The sequence below is a fragment of the Kitasatospora sp. NPDC001159 genome (assembly GCF_053598235.1).
In genome coordinates, this window is sequence record NZ_JBSFJV010000014.1 from 1 (window position 1) to 17,474 (window position 17,474).

The following is a 17,474-nucleotide window of genomic DNA, read 5'->3' on the forward strand; positions in this document are numbered from 1 at the left end:
CGCTGGTCATACTGGCGACGGCGCAGCCAGACCCGCGCCCGCCGCAGCCACTACAAACGCCGAGGCCACACCCCATAACTGCGGTTGCAGTACTAAGGATCAGCTCATCTGAGGGACCGCTGCCGTCGGCCCCGACACCCGCCGTTGCCGCCGGACGGGGAGCACGAGCGCACCCGGTGTGCCCGCTGCGGACGGAGCCCGTACGGGCAGGACACCGGGATCGAACGGTGGCCGACCGTGTTCCTCGCCGCCTGCCGCCGCGGCCGCCGGCGAGGAGAACGAGGCGGGCGCGTCCAGGTGCCGGATCCGCGGGACCGGCCAGACGATCGCGACCGCCCGGCCCACCACGCTCGTCAGCGGAATGGTTCCTCGGCCCGGACTCCCCATGTGGAAGCGGGAGTCGGCGGACACATCGCGATGGTCGCCCATCACCCAGAGCCGTCCCGCGGGCACGGTGACGTCGAACGTCTGCTGGGAGGGCGCGTTGCCCGGCGCGAGGTAGGGCTCGTTCACCGCGACGCCGTTGACGGTGATCCTGCCGTGGTCGTCGCAGCAGGCCACGGTGTCGCCGCCGACCCCGATCACCCGCTTGATCAGGTTCCGCCTGTCGTCCGAGGGGAACAGGCCGACGAAGGAGAAGGCCGTCTTCACCGTGCGCAACACCGGCCCGTCCGAGGCGTTCTGCCGATCTGCCTCCAGCCAGCCGCCGGGGTCCTGGAACACCACCACGTCACCGCGGTGCGGCCGGCCGCCGAACCACGGGCTGAGCTTGTCGACCACGACCCGGTCGCCGATGCCGAGCGTGTTCTGCATCGAACCTGACGGGATCACGAACATCTGCGTCAGGAAGGTCTTCAGCGCCAGCGCCAGCACCAGCGCCACCACCGCGATCAGCGGCAGCTCGCGCAGGCGGGAACGCTTCCGCCGGCGCGCCACCCGACGGGTGAGCCTGCGCCGCTCGGCCCGTCCCCGAGCGACACGGTGGCGCACCCGCCGCCGCGAACTGCGAAAGCCTCGAGTTCTCATCGGCCGGAGCTTAGCGACCATTTGCGGGTGAAAGCCGATACGCGCGTCGGTGGAAGTCGCCGGCGATTCCGAAAATCCCTGGATCACGGGGAGACGAGCTTTTCCATCACCTGTCGATAAAGCTGGCCTAAGCCTTCTCTAACGGTTCTTCGGCAAGGCTCGTTCGAACGTTCCCCAACCCGGAACGTTCCCGCCCTCTGGAGGATCCGTGCGATATCGATCGTTCGCCCTGTCTGCCAGTCTGGCCGTGTTGTCGCTGGCCGCCGTCTCGTTGAGTGCCAACGCCTCGCTGACTCCGCAGGCCGCGGCTGCCCGAACGGCGCTGCCGGAGACCATGTCCCCGGCCGTTTCCCATTCCCAGCGGCAGGGCGCCCTCGTGGCCGGGCAGCCGCTGGCGGTCTCCGTCAACCTCAAGCTGCGCAACACCGCCGCCCTCGACCGGTTCCTCACGGCGGTCTCCACCCCGGGGGATCCGCGGTACGGGAAGTACCTGACGCCGGATCAGTTCAAGGCCGAATACAGCCCGACCCAGGGCGACGTGGACCGGGTCACCCGTTTCCTCACCTCCCAGGGCCTGACCGTGACCGGGGTGAGCGCCAACCGGCAGGTGGTCGACATCGGCGGTACGGCCGACCGGATCGCCGCGGCCTTCGGGACCCACGAGAGCACGTACCTCGACGGCGAGCAGCGCCGGACGTTCCATGCCAACGACACTCCCGCGTCGGTGCCGTCCGATCTGTCGGACGTCGTCGCCGGGATCGTCGGCCTGGACGACCACACTAGCCGCACCACCCGCATGTCCGGACCGGACGCCTCGACCCCGGCCGCCACCCCGGGCGGGTACGGCCCGGCCCAGTACGACGGCGCCTACAACCTCGGCAAAGTCGGTACCAACGGCGCCGGAACCACGGTCGCCCTCTGGGAGTTCGACGGCTACCGGTCGTCCGACCTGACTGCGTACGACCGCAGGTTCGGACTGTCCGGCCCGGCCGTGCAGACCGTCCCGGTGGACGGTGCCAACTACGATGCCCGCCCCGGCCAGGGCCAGGGCGAGGTCGAGCTGGACAGCGAGATCGTGCGCGGTGTCGCGCCGAACGCCCAGCAGCTGATCTACGAGGCGCCCAACAGCGACCAGGGCGAGGTGGACATGGCGGCCAGGATCGTCGCGGACAACAAGGCGTCGGTCATCTCGATCTCCTGGGGCTCCTGCGAGCCGGACACCACCGCCTCGATCATGACCGCGGTCGACAACTCGTTCAAGCAGGCCGCCGCCCAGGGCATCTCGATCTTCTCCGCCTCCGGTGACGACGGCTCGCGCGACTGCACCCGCTCCGCCGGCGGCCCCGGCGTGGCCGCGGTCGACTTCCCGGCCTCCAGTCCGCACAACACCGGTGTGGGCGGCACCAACCTGAGGTTGAGCGGCAACACCTACTCCGCCGAGAGCGCCTGGAGGACCTCGGGCGGCGGCACCTCCAAGGTCTTCGCCAAGCCGGTCTGGCAGAACGGCACCGGGGTCAACACCGCCGGGCGCACCGTACCGGACGTCTCCTCCGACGCCGATCCCGCCAGCGGCTTCGCGATCTTCACCCAGGGGCAGGCCGGCCCCGGCTGGCAGACCATCGGCGGCACCTCGGCGGCCGCTCCGCTGTGGGCCGGCTTCGCCGCGCTGTACGACCAGAAGGCCAAGGCGGCGGGCCAGGCCGTGCTGGGCGAGGCGAACCCGAAACTGTACGCGCTGGCCGGCTCCGGTGGCGGCGGGGCGGCGTTCCACGACGTGAGCTCCGGCGGCAACCAGGACTTCCGGACCAGGACCGGCTACGACCAGGTCACCGGCTGGGGCACCCCGGTGGCCGACCAGCTGGCCGACCGACTGCTCGCCGCCCACCGCTGAACGGGACGGCCCGAGTGGGACGGCCCGAGTGGGACGGCCCCGCCCGACCGTTGAAGCCGCGTACGGCGCCGGCCGCTGCCGAACGCGTGAGGTCCCGCGCGCCCGGTGGCCCGGGAGCTCCCGAGGACTTCCCGCCCAGCACCGTCGACGCGGTGCTGGGCGGGACCCCGGTGGTACCGGTTGAGCCCGGAGTGAGCACTCCCTTAGGGAAACCTGAGGTTCTGCGCCGACGGTGTTTCGACGGGCCGAAACGCCGTACGGTCTCTCTCGCCAAGCCCGGTACGGGCAGCACAGCACCGGGCTCACCTCACCCGCCCGCGTCGCCACGCCGTCTGTCGGGCGGCCGGCATTCGGGCCCACACCGACGCATGCCGACGCATGCCGACGCATGCCGATGCATGCAGACGCACGCCGGGCCGCCGGCCACGGCCGACTGCCGACGCGCGTCCCCGCCACGACCCCCGCCACGACCCAGCACCGTAAGGATCACCCGTGAACGACATGGCCATCCCGGCTATCACAGCCGCCCCTGACGGAGGCGCGGAGCTGCGCCTCGTGGTCCGTCTCGACTGGCAATGCGTCGCCGAACTCGGCTTTCTCGCATCCGAGTTGGCCAGTGAGCTGAAGCGGCCGGTCACTCTCGACGAAGCGGTGAGCCACCAGCTGGCCCTCCGTACCCGCCCGGTGGCGCCGGCTCACGGCACCGCCGGCGCCGTCACCGGCAGCACGTCGGCGACGGCGATGGTGCCACTGTCCGGCGCGGCCGTCGAACCCCCTCGCCAGACACCGGCCGCGACGGGCAAGCCGGCCGCACCCGCGTTGCTGGAGAGCGGCCTCTCGGGCAGGTCCGCAGCCGTTGCGTCCGGCCAGCCTCCGGTACGGCAGGCAACCGCGCCGGTGCAGAGCGACGACAAGAACACGTATCCGCTGGCCGCCGCCGGCTGACCGCCGAGGGCGGACCGGCACCCGCCCTCCCGGGCCTCCTCGCTGGCTCCGGCCCGTCACGCACCCACACCACTCGTCGGAATCGCTCATCCAGGAGGGACCGCAGCATGGAACTCTCATCCCGGACCACTTCTCGCCGCCCCCGTGACGGAGGCGGCCGAGTGCCCGTCCGCAGGCGGATGTCGTACGGTCTTCTCGCCGTCGGGACCTCGTTGCTCGTCGTGGCGTGCGTGCCCACCGCCCCGGCGGCCGCGCCCTCCGCCGTGACGGCGCCGTCGGATGCCGGGGCGACCGGAGCGCCGAGCGAAATGCCGGAGAGCACACCGTCCGGCACGCCGATGTCCGGGGCTACGGGCACGCCGACCGGGGCGCCCGCCACCACACCGGTCGGAACGCCGACGCTGAAGCCGGGCAGAAAGCCCGCCCCCGGGCAGCCCGCAATGCCCTCCGGGCGGCCGCCCGCCGGTTCGAGCGGTATGCCGACCGTCATGCCGACCGCCATGCCGGCGTCCGGCCCGGCCGATCTGACCTCCGGCATGCCGATGTCCGGCCCGGCCTACCCGCCCACCGGCATGCCGACCTCGGCAGGCAGTGCCCCCACGCCGGTCTACGGCAGCCACTGGTAGAGCGCCACCCGCCGGGCGCGGAGGCGCGCCGGCACTCAGGCGGTGGGTCTCCCACCGCTTTCCCCGGCGCCACACGGCTGATGTCGTCCGTCGCCGGGGAACCCACGCTCATGTGCACCGGGTCCGTGCCGACCGCCGGGCCACCATCACCATCGGACAAGGACAGAGCTTGAGGAATTCGACAAGGCCGCGGCCACGTCGCAGCTCCCCGCGGGACACCGTGGTGCGACTTCGCGCGGCCGCCGCCGGCACGGCACCGGAGCTGCCGAGGCCCCCGATCCCGGTCCTGGTCGCCGCCGTCGTGGTGGTGCTCGCCGTGGTCGCCACGGTGTTGCAGGCTCTCCAGCTCCCCGCGACGGCGCACAACCGCAGCGGCACGGAGGCGGTGCACCGGTTCGTCGACTTCTTCTTCGGCGTGCTGACGCTGATGGCCCTCAGCGGCAGTGTCACCCTCGGACTCCTGGCGGCCGAGCGACGGCTGCTGACACCGCGCCACAGGGTCGCGGTGCAGGCCCTGCACCGCGCCGTCTCCGTGGCCGCGGTGGTGACGCTGGTGATCCACGTCGCCAACAAGGTCGCCGAGGGGCATGCCGCTCCGGCGGCGGCGGTCGTGCCGTTCGCTTCCGGTACCAGCTTCGTGGTCGGCGTCGGCACCATCGCCGCGGAGCTCCTGGTCCTGGCCGCGGCCACCGGCGCGCTCCGCGGCCGCTTCGCCGGCAACCCCCGTCTCACCCGGCTGTGGCGACCGATGCACTGGGTCGCCTACGCCGCGTGGCCGCTCGCCCTCGCGCACGGGCTGGAGGCCGGGCGACCGGCCAGGGCCTGGGTCGTGTGGTCGTACGGCGTCAACATGGCCGCGGTGGCACTCGTCCTGCTCATCAAGTTCCTGCACGGAGCCGGACGCAACACCACCGGCGTCAACGCCAACCGCCGCCTGATGGCCGTGGACCTGATCGGCCCCGGCGAGGAGGCGGGCTACCCGCCGATCGGCGACCAGTTGCCCGTCTTCGGCGAGTCCTCCGCACTGCTGGCGCTGGACGTGGAGATTCCGGACGCCCGGCCGGCAGCGACGCCGGAACCCGCCTCGGCTGCCGCCATGCCCGCCCCGGTGCCCATGGACCCAGCCGCCATGCAGTGGGACACCGGTGAGCTGAACGCCCTGCTCGACGCCGGCCGTCAGCAGTACCTGGCCGAACAGGCGGCGTTCCAGCAGCAGCAACAACAACAGCAGCAGCAGCAACAGCTGCAACAGCAGGCCCAGTTCACGATGGGTGCCTGGGACACCGGCGAACTCAACGCGATGCTCTACGGAGGGGGTCAGCAGTACTTCGTTGAGCAGGCGGCGTTCCAGCAGCAGCAACAGCACGTTGAGTACCCCCAACAGTCGTATGTCCAGCGGTACCCGCCCCAGGCGTACGCCGGCAACCTCGGGTACCCGCAGGGACCCGACACCGGCCCGCTGTTCCCGCCCGCGGAGGGGTCCTGGGCCGGTCCCGGCTACTGGTACCAGCCCATCCAGACACAGCCGCCCGGGTACGGAGTCGACTCCTGGCCGAACCGATGACGGCCGGCACCGTGGACGCCCCGGAGGTCATCCGGATGGGACCACCCCGGCTCACCGCCGGGCTCGACCAGTACATCCGGATGGGCTACGAGGCTCATCTCGCCGTCCACGGGCCACTGCCCAAGTACGGCGGTCCGGAGCTGGTCGAGCTCGCCCAGCGGATCGGGCTGGCCGGGAAGGGCGGCGCCGCCTTCCCCTTCGCCCGCAAGCTCCAGGCGGTGATCGACTCCACCCGGCGCCGGCGTCTGCCCGCGGCCGTCGTGGTCAACGCCACCGAGGGCGAGCCGGGCAGCGCCAAGGACCGGATGCTGCTCGCCCGCGCCCCGCACCTCGTCCTGGACGGCGCGCTGCTCGTCGGCGAGGCGCTGCGCGCCGACAGCGTCGCCGTCGGCGTGGACGAGGGCAGCCCGGGCGTCACCTCGATGCCCGCGGCGGTCGCGGAACGCCGCTCCCGGCTGCCGATCCGGGTCGTGCAGCAGCCGGCCCGCTTCGTCTCCGGCGAGTCCGGTTCGCTGATCCGCGGCATCAACGGCCTGGTCGCCCTGCCGCCGAGCCGCAAGGTCCGCTCCTCCGACGGCGGACCCGGCGGCGTCGACGGGCTTCCGACGCTGCTCTCCAACGCCGAGACGTACGCCCAACTGGCCATCGCCGCCCGGCTCGGAGCGGAGGCGTACTGCGCCGTCGGCCCGGACGCCGAACCCGGAACGGTACTGCTCACGGTCAACCGCCCGGGCGCCCGGCGGCCCGTGGTGGTGGAGGCCCCCGCCGGGACACCGCTCGGTACGGTGCTGGACGCCTGCGGGACCGGACCGGGCCAAGGAGTGCTGGTCGGCGGCTACCACGGCATGTTCCTGGACGCGGCGTCGGCGGTGACCGCTCCCTGCTCCCGGGCCGGGATGCGGCAGTCCGGCGGAACGTTCGGCGCCGGGATCGTTATCCCGCTGCCGGAGGACACCTGTCCGCTGGGCGAGGCGTACCGGATCGTCCAGTGGCTGGCCGCGGAGTCGGCCGGCCAGTGCGGCCCCTGCCGGCGCGGACTGCCGGAGCTGGCACGGGCCTTCGGCGCGATGGTCGCTGGCGGCGGCACCCCGGCGGTGGAGGAGGTCCGCCGGCTCGCCGCCGCGGTGGTGGGACAGGGCGCCTGTTCCCACCCCGACGGTTCCGCCGGGTTCGTCCGGTCCGCGCTCAGCGCCTTCAGCGAGGACGTCCGCGCGCACACCGAGGGCGCCGGCTGCGGACGGCGGGTGCGCGCAGTGCTGCCAACCGTTCCCTGGAGCCCGGGCCGGGACGTCGGCGAGGTCGGCCGGGTGAACCTGAAGGTGGACTGGGCGCTGTGCGACGGGCACGGGCTGTGCGCCGACATCGCCCCGGAGCTGATCACGCTCGACCGGCACGGCTTCCCGGTGGTCAGTGAGGGCCCCGTGCCGGTCTGGCTGACGCTGTCCGCCAAACGGGCGGTCAACCAGTGCCCGGCCTTGGCCCTTCGCTTCGCCGTGTCCGGCCGCTGAGACGGATGGCCAGGTGATCGAAGGGCCGGCCCGCGTCTGACTGCACGTGTGCCGGACCGCCGAGGCATTGGTGGACCAGCTGGCGAGGCTCCCGCAGGAGGAGATCCTCGCCCATCAGGAGCGATTCGACGACACTGACGAGATGCACCGACGATCCCGAACGGGGGCACCGGTGCTACGACAAGACCTGCGAGTCCTACCGGGCGACCGTCGCCATCGCCTCGATCCTGCTCCGGATCTGACCCTTTGGAGACGATCTCCGGTGTCTTGCGGATCTTGCCGGGCCCGCGCCACCCGGCACGCACCCTCGACGCACGGCGCCAGCGGACAAATGGCTTCGCCCGTGCCCTGGGCGCGGCCCGGCCGGCAGTGGCGGGACGCCTCGGGATTGCCGGTGCCGGCAGCCCGGAGAACTCCCGTCATCACAGGTCACGATGCACGCCGTCGTCTGCAGGGCACCCGTCGGCCGTCACCGTTGGGTAGATCCGGCTTCAAATCAAGAGCACGTGTTTCACACATCCCTCTCATTGGGTGGCCCCGATGCTCTACATTGATTTTCGCTTCGCACGGTTGGACGCGAGGCAACGAAAATGATCTACAGGTCCGGCGCTGCGGACAGCCGTAGTCGTGTCCCCGGCAGCAGCGGGAGGTGATCAATTCCTGGTGCCCGAGATGGGGCTTTGAGTGTGGAGAGCAACCGCCGACGGTTTCCCGCGCACCTCGGGACTCTGGTGGGGCATGCGAGTCTGCTGGCGCCTGGGCGGGATGTTCGAGCAGCGCGGCAATAGCCGGTTCGCCATTCGCGGGGGGCGGGGCCTCCCGGAGGTAGGAACAGCGCGGCACGGGAGGCGGGGCCTCCCAAGGGGAGGAACAGGTGCGGGAGGCTGCGGGCCTCCCGGGGGGAGGAACCGTGTGGAGCGAACACGTCGAACCCACTGGTGACCTGGAGGGGGCTGTGGAGCAGGGGGAAGGAGAATTAGTCAGCCCGTTTCTATCGGCGCGGGGGCGTCCGGAGAACGGGAAAATCAGCCGGCCCGGGATCGACTGGGAGCAGCAGTACCGCCGTACTGTGATCATCAGCGATACCGTGGCCACCGCCTTCGTGATAGCGGCGATAGGCGGCTTCTTCGGGGTTCGGGACGCGGCCAACTGGCACGAGAAATGGGGAATTCTCGCCTTCGGCACCGAGCTGCTGGTGCTGGGAGCGCTTGCGATGACCCGGTCGTGGGCTCCGGCCGTGCTCGGCCAGGGCGCCGAGGAATTCCGCCGGCTCGGACGCTCACTGTTCACGGCGGCCGTCGTACTGGCGCTCGGCGGGATCGCCCTCACCTCGCACAACATCAAGCTCTGGATCTTCGTCGCGATCCCGGCGATCACGCTCGTCACCATGACCGAGCGGTATCTGCTGCGCCTCTGGTTGCACAAGCAGCGGAAGGAAGGACGGTGCCTGCGGCCGGTGCTCGCTGCCGGGAGCCCGGCCACCGTGCACGACCTGATCACCCGAACCCGCAAGTTCCCGCACCTCGGCTGGCGGGTGGAGGCGGTGTGCACGCCGTACAGTCTCGGGCCGGGCGGTGACCGACTGGACGGAGTGCCGGTCGTCGGCCGACTGACGGACGTCGCCAGCCACGTCCGCCGCGACGGCTACCGTGTCGTTGCGGTCACACCGGACCCGTACTGGACACCGGACCGGCTGCAGCGGCTGGCCTGGAACCTCGAAGGCGGCGACGCCGAGATGGTCGTGGCCCCCGTGCTGATGGAGGTGGCCGGCCCGCGGCTGCACGTCGACGCGGTGCTCGGGATCCCGATGCTGCGGGTCAGCATGCCGACCTTCACCGGGGGCCGCCGGGTGGTCAAAGAGGTCGTCGATCGGCTGGGTGCCGCGGTCCTGCTGATCCTGTTTGCGCCGCTGATGGTGTTCGTCGGGCTGCTCGTGCTGGTGGACAGCCGGGGTGGGGCGTTCTATCGACAGCACAGGGTCGGCAAGGACGGCCGCGAGTTCACCCTGGTCAAGTTTCGCACCATGGTCGCCGGGGCTGACAGCGCACGTGCCGAGCTGGCCGACCGCAACGAGGGCGCCGGCCTGCTGTTCAAGCTCCGCCGGGATCCGCGGGTGACCCGGGTGGGAGGAGTGCTGCGCCGGTACTCGATCGACGAGCTCCCGCAGCTTCTCAACGTGCTCACCGGCTCGATGTCGCTCGTCGGTCCGCGGCCTCCGCTGCCGGAGGAGTCCGCCGCGTACGGCCCGGACATCCGTCGGCGGCTGCTCGTCAAGCCCGGGCTCACCGGCCTGTGGCAGATCAGCGGACGCAGCGACCTGCCCTGGGAGGAGGCGGTCCGGCTGGACCTGCGGTACGTGGAGGACTGGTCGCTCGCCCTTGACACGGTGATTCTGTGGAAGACGCTGCGAGCGGTGCTTCAGGGGCAGGGGGCCTACTGATGCGTGGGGGGCGTCGTCCGATCGGCGCGCGGATGGCCGGCCAAAAGGGCCTGCCCGAGGGGAGGAACGGGTCATGAGGGTCAGCGTCCTAGGGCTCGGCTACGTGGGCTGCGTGTCGGCCGCGTGCCTGGCCAGCCTGGGTCACGAGGTCATCGGGGTGGACGTGAACCAGGTGAAGGTCGACCTGGTCAACGACGGCAAGGCCCCGGTGGTCGAGGAACGGATCGGCGAGCTCGTCGCCGAGGTCGTGCGGTCCGGAGCGTTGCGCGCCACCGGCGACGTCCGCGAGGCGATCACGGGCAGCGAGGTGTCGCTGGTCTGCGTGGGCACGCCGTCGGAGCCCAACGGCAGCCTGTGCACCACCTACCTGGAGCGGGTCACCGAGCAGATCGGTGCCGCGGTGGCCGAGCGGGGTGGGCGGCACACCGTCGTGTTCCGCAGCACCATGCTCCCGGGCACCTGCCTCGACCTGCTGGTGCCGATCCTGGAGAAGCACCTCGGTGGCACGGCCGGGGTGGACGTCGGGGTCGCGGTCAACCCGGAGTTCCTGCGCGAGGGCACCAGCGTGCGGGACTTCTTCGACCCGCCCAAGACCGTCATCGGCGAGCTCGACCCGGCGAGCGGCGACGTGGTCGCGGCGCTGTACGACGGATTGCCCGGCGAGGTGTTCCGGGTGCCGGTCCCGACGGCCGAGGCGATCAAGTACGCGGACAACGCGTTCCACGGCCTCAAGATCGGCTTCGCGAACGAGCTGGGCGCGGTGTGCCAGGCGCTCGGGGTGGACTCGCACCAGGTGATGGACGTGTTCCTGGCCGACCGCAAGCTGAACATCAGCCCCGCCTACCTGCGGCCCGGCTTCGCCTTCGGCGGCTCCTGCCTGCCCAAGGACCTGCGCAGCCTGGTCCACGCGGCGCGCCGGGCCGACGTCTCGGTGCCCATCCTCTCCCACGTGCTGCCCTCCAACTCCGACCACCTCCAGCGCGCGGTGGAGCTGGTCGAGCGCACCGGCAAGCGCCGGGTGGGCCTGTTCGGCCTGTCCTTCAAGCCCGGCACCGACGACCTGCGCGAGAGCCCGCTCGTCGAGCTGGCGGAGCGGCTCTTCGGCAAGGGCTACGACCTGCGGATCTACGACCCCAACGTGAGCCTCTCCCGGCTCCTCGGCGCGAACCGCGAGTACATCGAGACCCGGCTGCCGCACCTCGCGCAGCTGCTCGCGGAGTCCGTCGACGAGGTGCTCGACCACGCCGAGGTCTGCGTGGTCGGGACCAGGGAGCCGGGCGTCCTGGCGGCGCTGCCCCACGGTGACGGCCCGGTGATCGTCGACCTCATCCGCCTTCCCGACGCCGAGGCGCGCCGGACCGAACCGGGGTACATGGGCCTTGCTTGGTGACGCAACCGGCGGCGACGGGCGGGCCCGTCGCGCGCTGATCCTGGTGGAGAACCTGTCGGTGCCGTTCGACCGGCGGGTGTGGCAGGAGTGCGCGACGCTGCGCGACGCGGGCTGGGAGGTCCACGTCATCTGCCCCCAGGGCAGCAAGCGGGACACGGAAGCGGAAGCGGAGATCGACGGGGTGCGGATCCACCGCTACCCGCTGCGGGCGGCCACCGGAGGGCCGGCCGGCTACCTGCGGGAGTACGGATCGGCGTTGTGGCACACGGCCCGGCTGGCCCGCGAGGTCGGCCCGGTCCACGTGGTCCACGCCTGCAACCCGCCCGACCTGCTGTTCCTCCCGGCCCTGATGATGAAGCGGCGCGGCGCGCGGTTCGTGTTCGACCAGCACGACCTGGTCCCCGAGCTGTACCTCTCCCGGTTCGACCGCGGGAAGGACCTGCTCTACCGCGCCGTGTGCGCGCTGGAACGGTGGACGTACCGCGCCGCGGACGTCGTGCTCGCCACGAACGAGAGCTACCGGGACGTCGCGCTGCGCCGTGGCGGTCGGCGGCCGGAGGACGTCTTCGTGGTGCGCAGCGCGCCCGACACCGACCGGTTCCAGCCGGTGCCGCCCGAGCCGGAGCTGAAGCGCGGCAAGCCCCATCTGCTGTGCTACCTCGGCGTGATGGGCCCGCAGGACGGCGTCGACTACGCCTTGCGGGCCCTGGCGAAGCTGCGCGACGAACTCGGGCGGACCGACTGGCACGCGGTGTTCGTCGGCGCCGGCGACACCTTCGACGCGATGGTGGAGCTGTCCCGGCAACTCGGGCTCTCCGAGCAGGTGCAGTTCACCGGGCGGGTGCCGGACGCCGACCTGGTGCGCTACCTGTCCACCGCGGACGTCTGCCTCTCCCCGGACCCGCGCAATCCGCTCAACGACGTGTCGACCATGAACAAGGTCCTGGAGTACATGGTGATGGGCCGGCCGATCGTCTCGTTCGACCTCCGGGAGGCGCGGGTCTCCGCCGGTGACGCCGCCGTCTACGCGCCCGCCAACGACGAGTCCGAGTTCGCCCGGCTCATCGCGCTGCTGATGGACGATCCGGAGAAGCGGGCCCTGATGGGCAAGCTCGGTCAGGAGCGGATCAACGGGCCGCTGTCCTGGCGCAACTCCCAGCGATCGCTGCTCGACGCATACGCCGCCGCCTGTCGCAACCCGAGGTCGGCGGGCTCCCCGGACCAGCCTGGGAGAAGGCCGCACCGTTGAGCGACGAAACGATACGCCTGGTCACGGTCGGCCGGATCCTCCGTCGGCGCTGGCGGCTCCTCGCCGTCCTCGCCGTGGTGGGTGCGCTCGTCGGCTACGGCACCTCCCTGCTGTTCCCGCCGCGCTACACGACGTCGGCATCGGTCCTGCTGCCGGGGGTGTGGCAGGACCGCGAGCTGCTGACCCAGGCGGAGATCGCGACCAGTTCGGTGGTGGTCGACCGCGCGGCCACCACGCTCGGCTGGACCGGGGTCAGCGGCACCGAGCTGCGGGACCGGGTGAGCGCCACGGCCGCGGACGGGAACATCATCAAGATCTCGGGTACGGCCGACACCCCGGAGCGCGCACAGCAGCTCTCCGATCAGGTGGCCCATCAGTTCGTCGCGTTCGCCTCGCGGATCGCGGGCGACAGCACCGACCCCGAAGCGGCGCAGCCCGAGGCACTGCGGCAGCTGGTGCTTCAGGCCGGCCGCCGCATCACCGACCTGGCCGCTGCGGCCGATCCGGGCCAGACCGTGGAGAGCGTGCAGACCCGTACCGAGCTGGAGAAGCTGCGCACCACGCTGCAGGACGCCATCAAGAAGCTGGACCAGGTCGACCCGGCCGCCAACAAGGCCAACATGGTCGTCATGGGGGCGGCGCCCCGACCGTCCGGCGAGGCACCGCCGACGAGGACACAACTCATCGCCGCCGGGGCGCTGTTGTTCTTCGTGCTCGCCGTCATCGGCCATCTCACCGCAGCACGGATGAGTCGCCGACTGCGCACCGAACCGGAGATCGCCGCGGCGCTGGGCTCGGCGCTCCTCGGCACCGTCGACGTACCCGGTGAACGGTCCGCGCAAGGGCCGGAAGGCCGTGGCCCGCGGGCCCGGATCCGCCGGCTGCTGGGCATCGACGTCCGGTGGGATCTGCCGACCCCGCACGCCTCCGGCGACGAGGCCGGCAGGCAGCTCCGCTACCGGCGGGTGTGCGCCCGCCTCCGCGACCAACGTCCGGGCCCCCGAAGGCTGTTGGTCATCGTCCCGGACGGCGACGAGTCGGCCCGCCGGGCCGCCGACCAGCTCGTCGCCGAGGCCGGGAGCGATCCGCTGCTGCGGGTGGTGGGGGTTCCGGTGTCCCGGCCGCTGGTGCCGGACCGCGACGAGGAGTCCGGTGCCCTGGTCGTGCTCAGCGCGGGCAGCTGGACCGAAGGCGAGCTCGCCGGTATCGCCGGGGCGTGCGCGGACGCCGAGCACGAGGTCGTCGGCATCGTCGTCGCGGGCATGGTCCAGGCCCGTCCGGCGAGGTCCGTCGGCCGTCGTCCGGACGGCGCCACGCCGGCTCTCGCGGTCGGCGACGAGGCGAGGAGAGGTTCGGGGTGACGGCGAGTACGACGTCGGAGTCGTCGGCCGCCGCTCCACTGCTGGACCTGCAGGCGCTGGTGGTCGCGGTGCGCAGGCGGCGCCGCCTCTGGTGTTCCCTGGCGCTGCTCGGGCTGCTGGTCGGCGCGGCGCTGGCGGTGCTGCGGCCGCCGCCGCCGACCGCGACGGCCAAGGTGCTGGTCGCGCATCAGGCGGACCAGCCGAACGACCCCGGAACGCTGATCCGTACCGACGCCGCTCTGCTGCAGACCACGGGGATCGCCGCCAAGGCTCTGCAGTCCCTCGGATCCTCGGAGAAGCCGGAGGACTTCATGCGGGACTACGGGGGGATCGGCTTGACCAACAACCTGCTGGAGATCACCGTGACGGGTCACAGCGACGCGGAGGCGCAGGCCCGGGCCAAGGCGCTGGCCGAGGCGTTCGTCGCGGACCACGTGAGGCGGATACAGGAAGCCGCGGACGCCGAGGCCAAGTCTCTGCTCGACCAGCGCGACCGGATGCGGGACGAGCTCGCCAAGGTCAACCAGGAGATCGGAGACGGATCGCAGCAGAGCGGGCCGAAGGCGTCGGCGAACCTGGAGTCGCTCTTCGCCAGCCGGGCGGAACTCACCTCGCGGATCACCGACTTCGGCCAGCGCGCCGCGGAGGCGCGCGTCGGCATGCCCCGGCTCGTCGCCGGCACCCAGATCGTGGACGCCCCGCGCGTGGTGCGGCAGTCCCTGCCGAAGACCGCCGCCACCGACGCCGCGATCGGGCTCGTCCTCGGGCTCGTCCTCGGGCTCGCGGTGGCCGCGGTCGGGGCGGTGGTGGCGGACCGCCCCGTGTTGCGCCGGGAGATCGCGGCGAACCTCGGCGCCTCGGTCATCGCGGAGCTGCGCCGCGTGCCCCGCCGGTCGGTCGGACGGTGGCAGCGCCGACGGACCCGGGCGGCACGGACCAGGCTCACCGCGACCTTGGCCCGCACCGTGCGCGGCTCCGCGGAAGCGGTGTCGCTGCTGGAACTGGGCTGCGCGCGCAGCACCAGCGTGATCGCCCTGGACCTCGCCGGGGCACTGGCGGCGGAGGAGGGGCCGGTGGTCATCGTCGACGGTCTGCCCGGCCCGCAGCTCGCCAAGCGCCGCGCGAAGCCGGGGGACCCGCCCGTGGTCGGCGGCGAGGGTGCCGCGGCCGTGCCGCCCCAGGAGCGCCGGCTCGGCGTCGGCTCGGTGGCGCCCGGCACGGCGTGGACCGACCTCCAGCACCTCGGCACCCGGACCGTGCTCGTCGTGCGTGCCGGGCACGGCAGCGCCGCATGGCTGCACACCGTGGCACGGCAGCTCGCGGACCAGCGCATTCCGGTGATCGGTGTGGTGCTGATCGACCCCGATCCGCGTGACCGGACCGACGGCACGCTGTGGGACGGGCCGCACACCGCGCCGCGCGGCCGGAACGAGCGGCCGGCCCGGCGGACCGGGACGGGCCGGCGGCGGACGAAGCGACGACCGGTGTGGACCGCACGGGTCCCGGACAGCGACCAGGAGGCGAGGTAGGACATGTGTGGCATCGCAGGCACGTACCGGTGGCCGGACGGGAAGGTCGTGACCGACCTGCTCACCGATACCCTCGCCCACCGCGGTCCGGACGGGGCGGGTCGCTACAGCCACCCCCTCGGTGACGGCGAAGTGCACCTGGGGCACCGCCGGCTGGCCATCGTCGACCTGTCCGGGACCGGCGCCCAGCCGATGGTCTCGGACGGTCTCGTCCTGACGTACAACGGCGAGCTGTACAACGCGCCCGAGCTGCGTGCCGAACTGGCAGCCGCCGGGGTGTGCTTCCGTGGTACCTCCGACACCGAGGTGCTGCTGGAGGCCTGGCGGCGCTGGGGCACGGACTGCCTGCCCCGGCTGCGCGGCATGTTCGCGTTCGGGATCTTCGACGAGCGAACCGGTGACCTGGTGCTCGCCCGCGACCAACTCGGCATCAAGCCGCTCTTCCTGGTCCGGCGCGGTGAGGGCCTGGTGTTCGCCTCCGAGCTCAAGGCGCTGGCCGCCGCCACCGGCGGGTCGCTGGAGGTGGACCGCGCCGCGCTGGTGGCCTCGCTGCTGTACTACTGGGTGCCGGACTCGCGGTGCGCGTTCCGCGAGGCGCAGAAGCTGCCGCCGGGGAGCTGGCTGCGGTGCCGGCCCGACGGCCGGGTGGAGCGCGGCCGGTTCTGGCACCTGCGGGACGTCGCCGCCGAGGGCCGGGAGCGGGCGCGGGCCGGTGAACTGCCGGACCTCGCCGCCATCGTCGAGGAGTCGACGAGGCGTCACCTGCTCGCCGACGTCCCCGTGGCGACCTTCCTCTCCGGCGGGCTGGACTCCAGCTACCTGACCGCGCTGGCGGCCCGCGACCACCCCGGGATCTCCGCCTACACGATCGGGTTCCGTGCCGAGGACGCCAGGTTCGAGGCGATGCCGGACGACCTCCGCTACGCCCGGCAGGTGGCCGAGCAGTTCGGCGTCGACCTGCACGAGATCGAGATCGCTCCGGACGTGCTCGACCTGCTGCCGCAGATGACGTACCACCTGGACGAGCCGATCGGCGACCCGGCCGCGATCAACACCTTCCTGATCTGCTCGGCCGCCCGGGAGGCCGGGGTCAAGGTGATGCTCTCGGGGATGGGGGCCGACGAGTTGTTCGCCGGCTACCGCAAGCACCTGGCCAACCAGCTCGCGCTGCGCTACCAGCGCATCCCGCGGCCGCTGCGGCGGGGCCTGTCCGCGACCGTGGACCGGCTGCCGGTCGCCACCTCCCGCCGGGGGTTCCGGTCGGTGCGGTTCGCGAAGCGGTTCCTCTCCTTCGCCGATCTGCCGGAGGAGACGGCGTTCCGGCGCAGCTACACCATGTACGACCAGGAGGAACTGCTCGCCCTGGTGAATCCGGACCTGGCCGGGACGGTCCAGGACGTGCTGACCGAGCACGCGGACGTCTACCAGGACAACGACCTCGACGACTTCGTCAACCGCATGTGCCTGGGCGACGCCCGGATGTTCCTGCCGGGCCTGAACCTCGCGTACACGGACCGCTCCAGCATGGCCGCGTCGACCGAGGTGCGGGTGCCGTACGTGGACGTCGAGGTGGTCAAGGCGGCGTTCACCGTGCCCGGCGATCGCAAGATCGTCGGACGCCAGGGCAAGGCCGTCCTCAAGGAGGCGGCCACCTCGATCCTGCCCCGGGAGATCGTGTACCGGCCCAAGGGCCTGTTCAGCGCCCCGCTGCGCGCCTGGATGAGCCGGGACCTGGCCCCGCTGGTGCGCGAGGTGATCAACGACGGCGTGCTCGTCCAGTCCGGGTTGCTGCGCCGCGACGCGCTGGCGCGGCTCGTCGCCGAGGACGCCGCCGGGCAGCGGGACTTCTCCAAGCACCTGTGGCACGTGCTGACCCTCGAGTACTGGTACCGCGGCGCGACCTCCGGCTCCGGCCACAGCGCTCATTCGAAGGCGTAGCGCTCAT

Annotated in this window: 12 protein-coding genes; 11 read left to right on the forward strand and 1 reads right to left on the reverse strand. The window is 72.1% G+C overall.

Going from position 1 to position 17,474, the window contains the following annotated elements:
* Positions 1 to 99 precede the first annotated feature (99 nt).
* Complete coding sequence (gene lepB / locus ACWC9T_RS10025) at positions 100 to 936, reverse strand: signal peptidase I (RefSeq protein WP_449820567.1); 837 nt, start codon at positions 934 to 936, stop codon at positions 100 to 102.
* A gap of 298 nt (positions 937 to 1,234) precedes the next feature.
* Between lepB and ACWC9T_RS10030 the strand changes: the two genes are divergently transcribed.
* From ACWC9T_RS10030 to asnB, 11 genes are all read left to right on the forward strand, one after another.
* The gene (locus ACWC9T_RS10030) at positions 1,235 to 2,917 is read left to right on the forward strand and encodes a S53 family peptidase (protein WP_449820568.1); all 1,683 of its coding nucleotides are present in this window, start codon (positions 1,235 to 1,237) and stop codon (positions 2,915 to 2,917) included.
* A 492-nt stretch (positions 2,918 to 3,409) separates the two neighbouring features.
* A complete protein-coding gene (locus ACWC9T_RS10035) occupies positions 3,410 to 3,862 on the forward strand; it encodes a hypothetical protein (protein WP_449820569.1) in 453 nt (150 codons plus the stop codon).
* Between the two features lie 488 nt (positions 3,863 to 4,350).
* Complete coding sequence (locus ACWC9T_RS10040; protein ID WP_449820570.1) at positions 4,351 to 4,488, forward strand: hypothetical protein; 138 nt, start codon at positions 4,351 to 4,353, stop codon at positions 4,486 to 4,488.
* 223 nt (positions 4,489 to 4,711) lie between these two features.
* Positions 4,712 to 6,052 carry a hypothetical protein gene (locus ACWC9T_RS10045; protein WP_449820571.1) on the forward strand — a complete coding sequence of 447 codons (1,341 nt, stop codon included), beginning with the start codon at positions 4,712 to 4,714 and terminating at the stop codon, positions 6,050 to 6,052.
* Positions 6,049 to 7,560 carry an NADH-ubiquinone oxidoreductase-F iron-sulfur binding region domain-containing protein gene (locus tag ACWC9T_RS10050; protein ID WP_449820572.1) on the forward strand — a complete coding sequence of 504 codons (1,512 nt, stop codon included), beginning with the start codon at positions 6,049 to 6,051 and terminating at the stop codon, positions 7,558 to 7,560. The genes ACWC9T_RS10045 and ACWC9T_RS10050 overlap by 4 nt, the downstream gene beginning before the upstream one ends.
* Positions 7,561 to 8,515: 955 nt before the next feature.
* Complete coding sequence (locus ACWC9T_RS10055) at positions 8,516 to 10,000, forward strand: sugar transferase (RefSeq protein ID WP_449820638.1); 1,485 nt, start codon at positions 8,516 to 8,518, stop codon at positions 9,998 to 10,000.
* 73 nt (positions 10,001 to 10,073) lie between these two features.
* On the forward strand, positions 10,074 to 11,390 hold the full coding sequence (locus tag ACWC9T_RS10060; RefSeq protein ID WP_449820573.1) for a nucleotide sugar dehydrogenase: 1,317 nt from the start codon (positions 10,074 to 10,076) through the stop codon (positions 11,388 to 11,390).
* A complete protein-coding gene (locus ACWC9T_RS10065; RefSeq protein ID WP_449820574.1) occupies positions 11,380 to 12,639 on the forward strand; it encodes a glycosyltransferase family 4 protein in 1,260 nt (419 codons plus the stop codon). The genes ACWC9T_RS10060 and ACWC9T_RS10065 overlap by 11 nt, the downstream gene beginning before the upstream one ends.
* Entirely contained in the window at positions 12,636 to 14,000 is a 1,365-nt protein-coding gene (locus ACWC9T_RS10070; RefSeq protein ID WP_449820575.1) for a Wzz/FepE/Etk N-terminal domain-containing protein, read from the forward strand. Before ACWC9T_RS10065 ends, ACWC9T_RS10070 begins: the two co-directional genes overlap by 4 nt.
* A complete protein-coding gene (locus ACWC9T_RS10075; protein ID WP_449820576.1) occupies positions 13,997 to 15,529 on the forward strand; it encodes a Wzz/FepE/Etk N-terminal domain-containing protein in 1,533 nt (510 codons plus the stop codon). Before ACWC9T_RS10070 ends, ACWC9T_RS10075 begins: the two co-directional genes overlap by 4 nt.
* Positions 15,530 to 15,532: 3 nt before the next feature.
* Complete coding sequence (asnB, locus tag ACWC9T_RS10080; protein ID WP_449820577.1) at positions 15,533 to 17,467, forward strand: asparagine synthase (glutamine-hydrolyzing); 1,935 nt, start codon at positions 15,533 to 15,535, stop codon at positions 17,465 to 17,467.
* Positions 17,468 to 17,474 lie beyond the last annotated feature (7 nt).

What these genes read in the sequence shown, in the direction of transcription:
- ACWC9T_RS10060 (WP_449820573.1), top strand. Translation starts at nt 10,074, where the DNA reads ATGAGGGTCAGCGTCCTAGGGCTCGGCTACGTGGGCTGCGTGTCGGCC.
- ACWC9T_RS10050 (WP_449820572.1), top strand. Translation starts at nt 6,049, where the DNA reads ATGACGGCCGGCACCGTGGACGCCCCGGAGGTCATCCGGATGGGACCA.
- asnB (WP_449820577.1), top strand. Translation starts at nt 15,533, where the DNA reads ATGTGTGGCATCGCAGGCACGTACCGGTGGCCGGACGGGAAGGTCGTG.
- ACWC9T_RS10040 (WP_449820570.1), top strand. Translation starts at nt 4,351, where the DNA reads ATGCCGACCGCCATGCCGGCGTCCGGCCCGGCCGATCTGACCTCCGGC.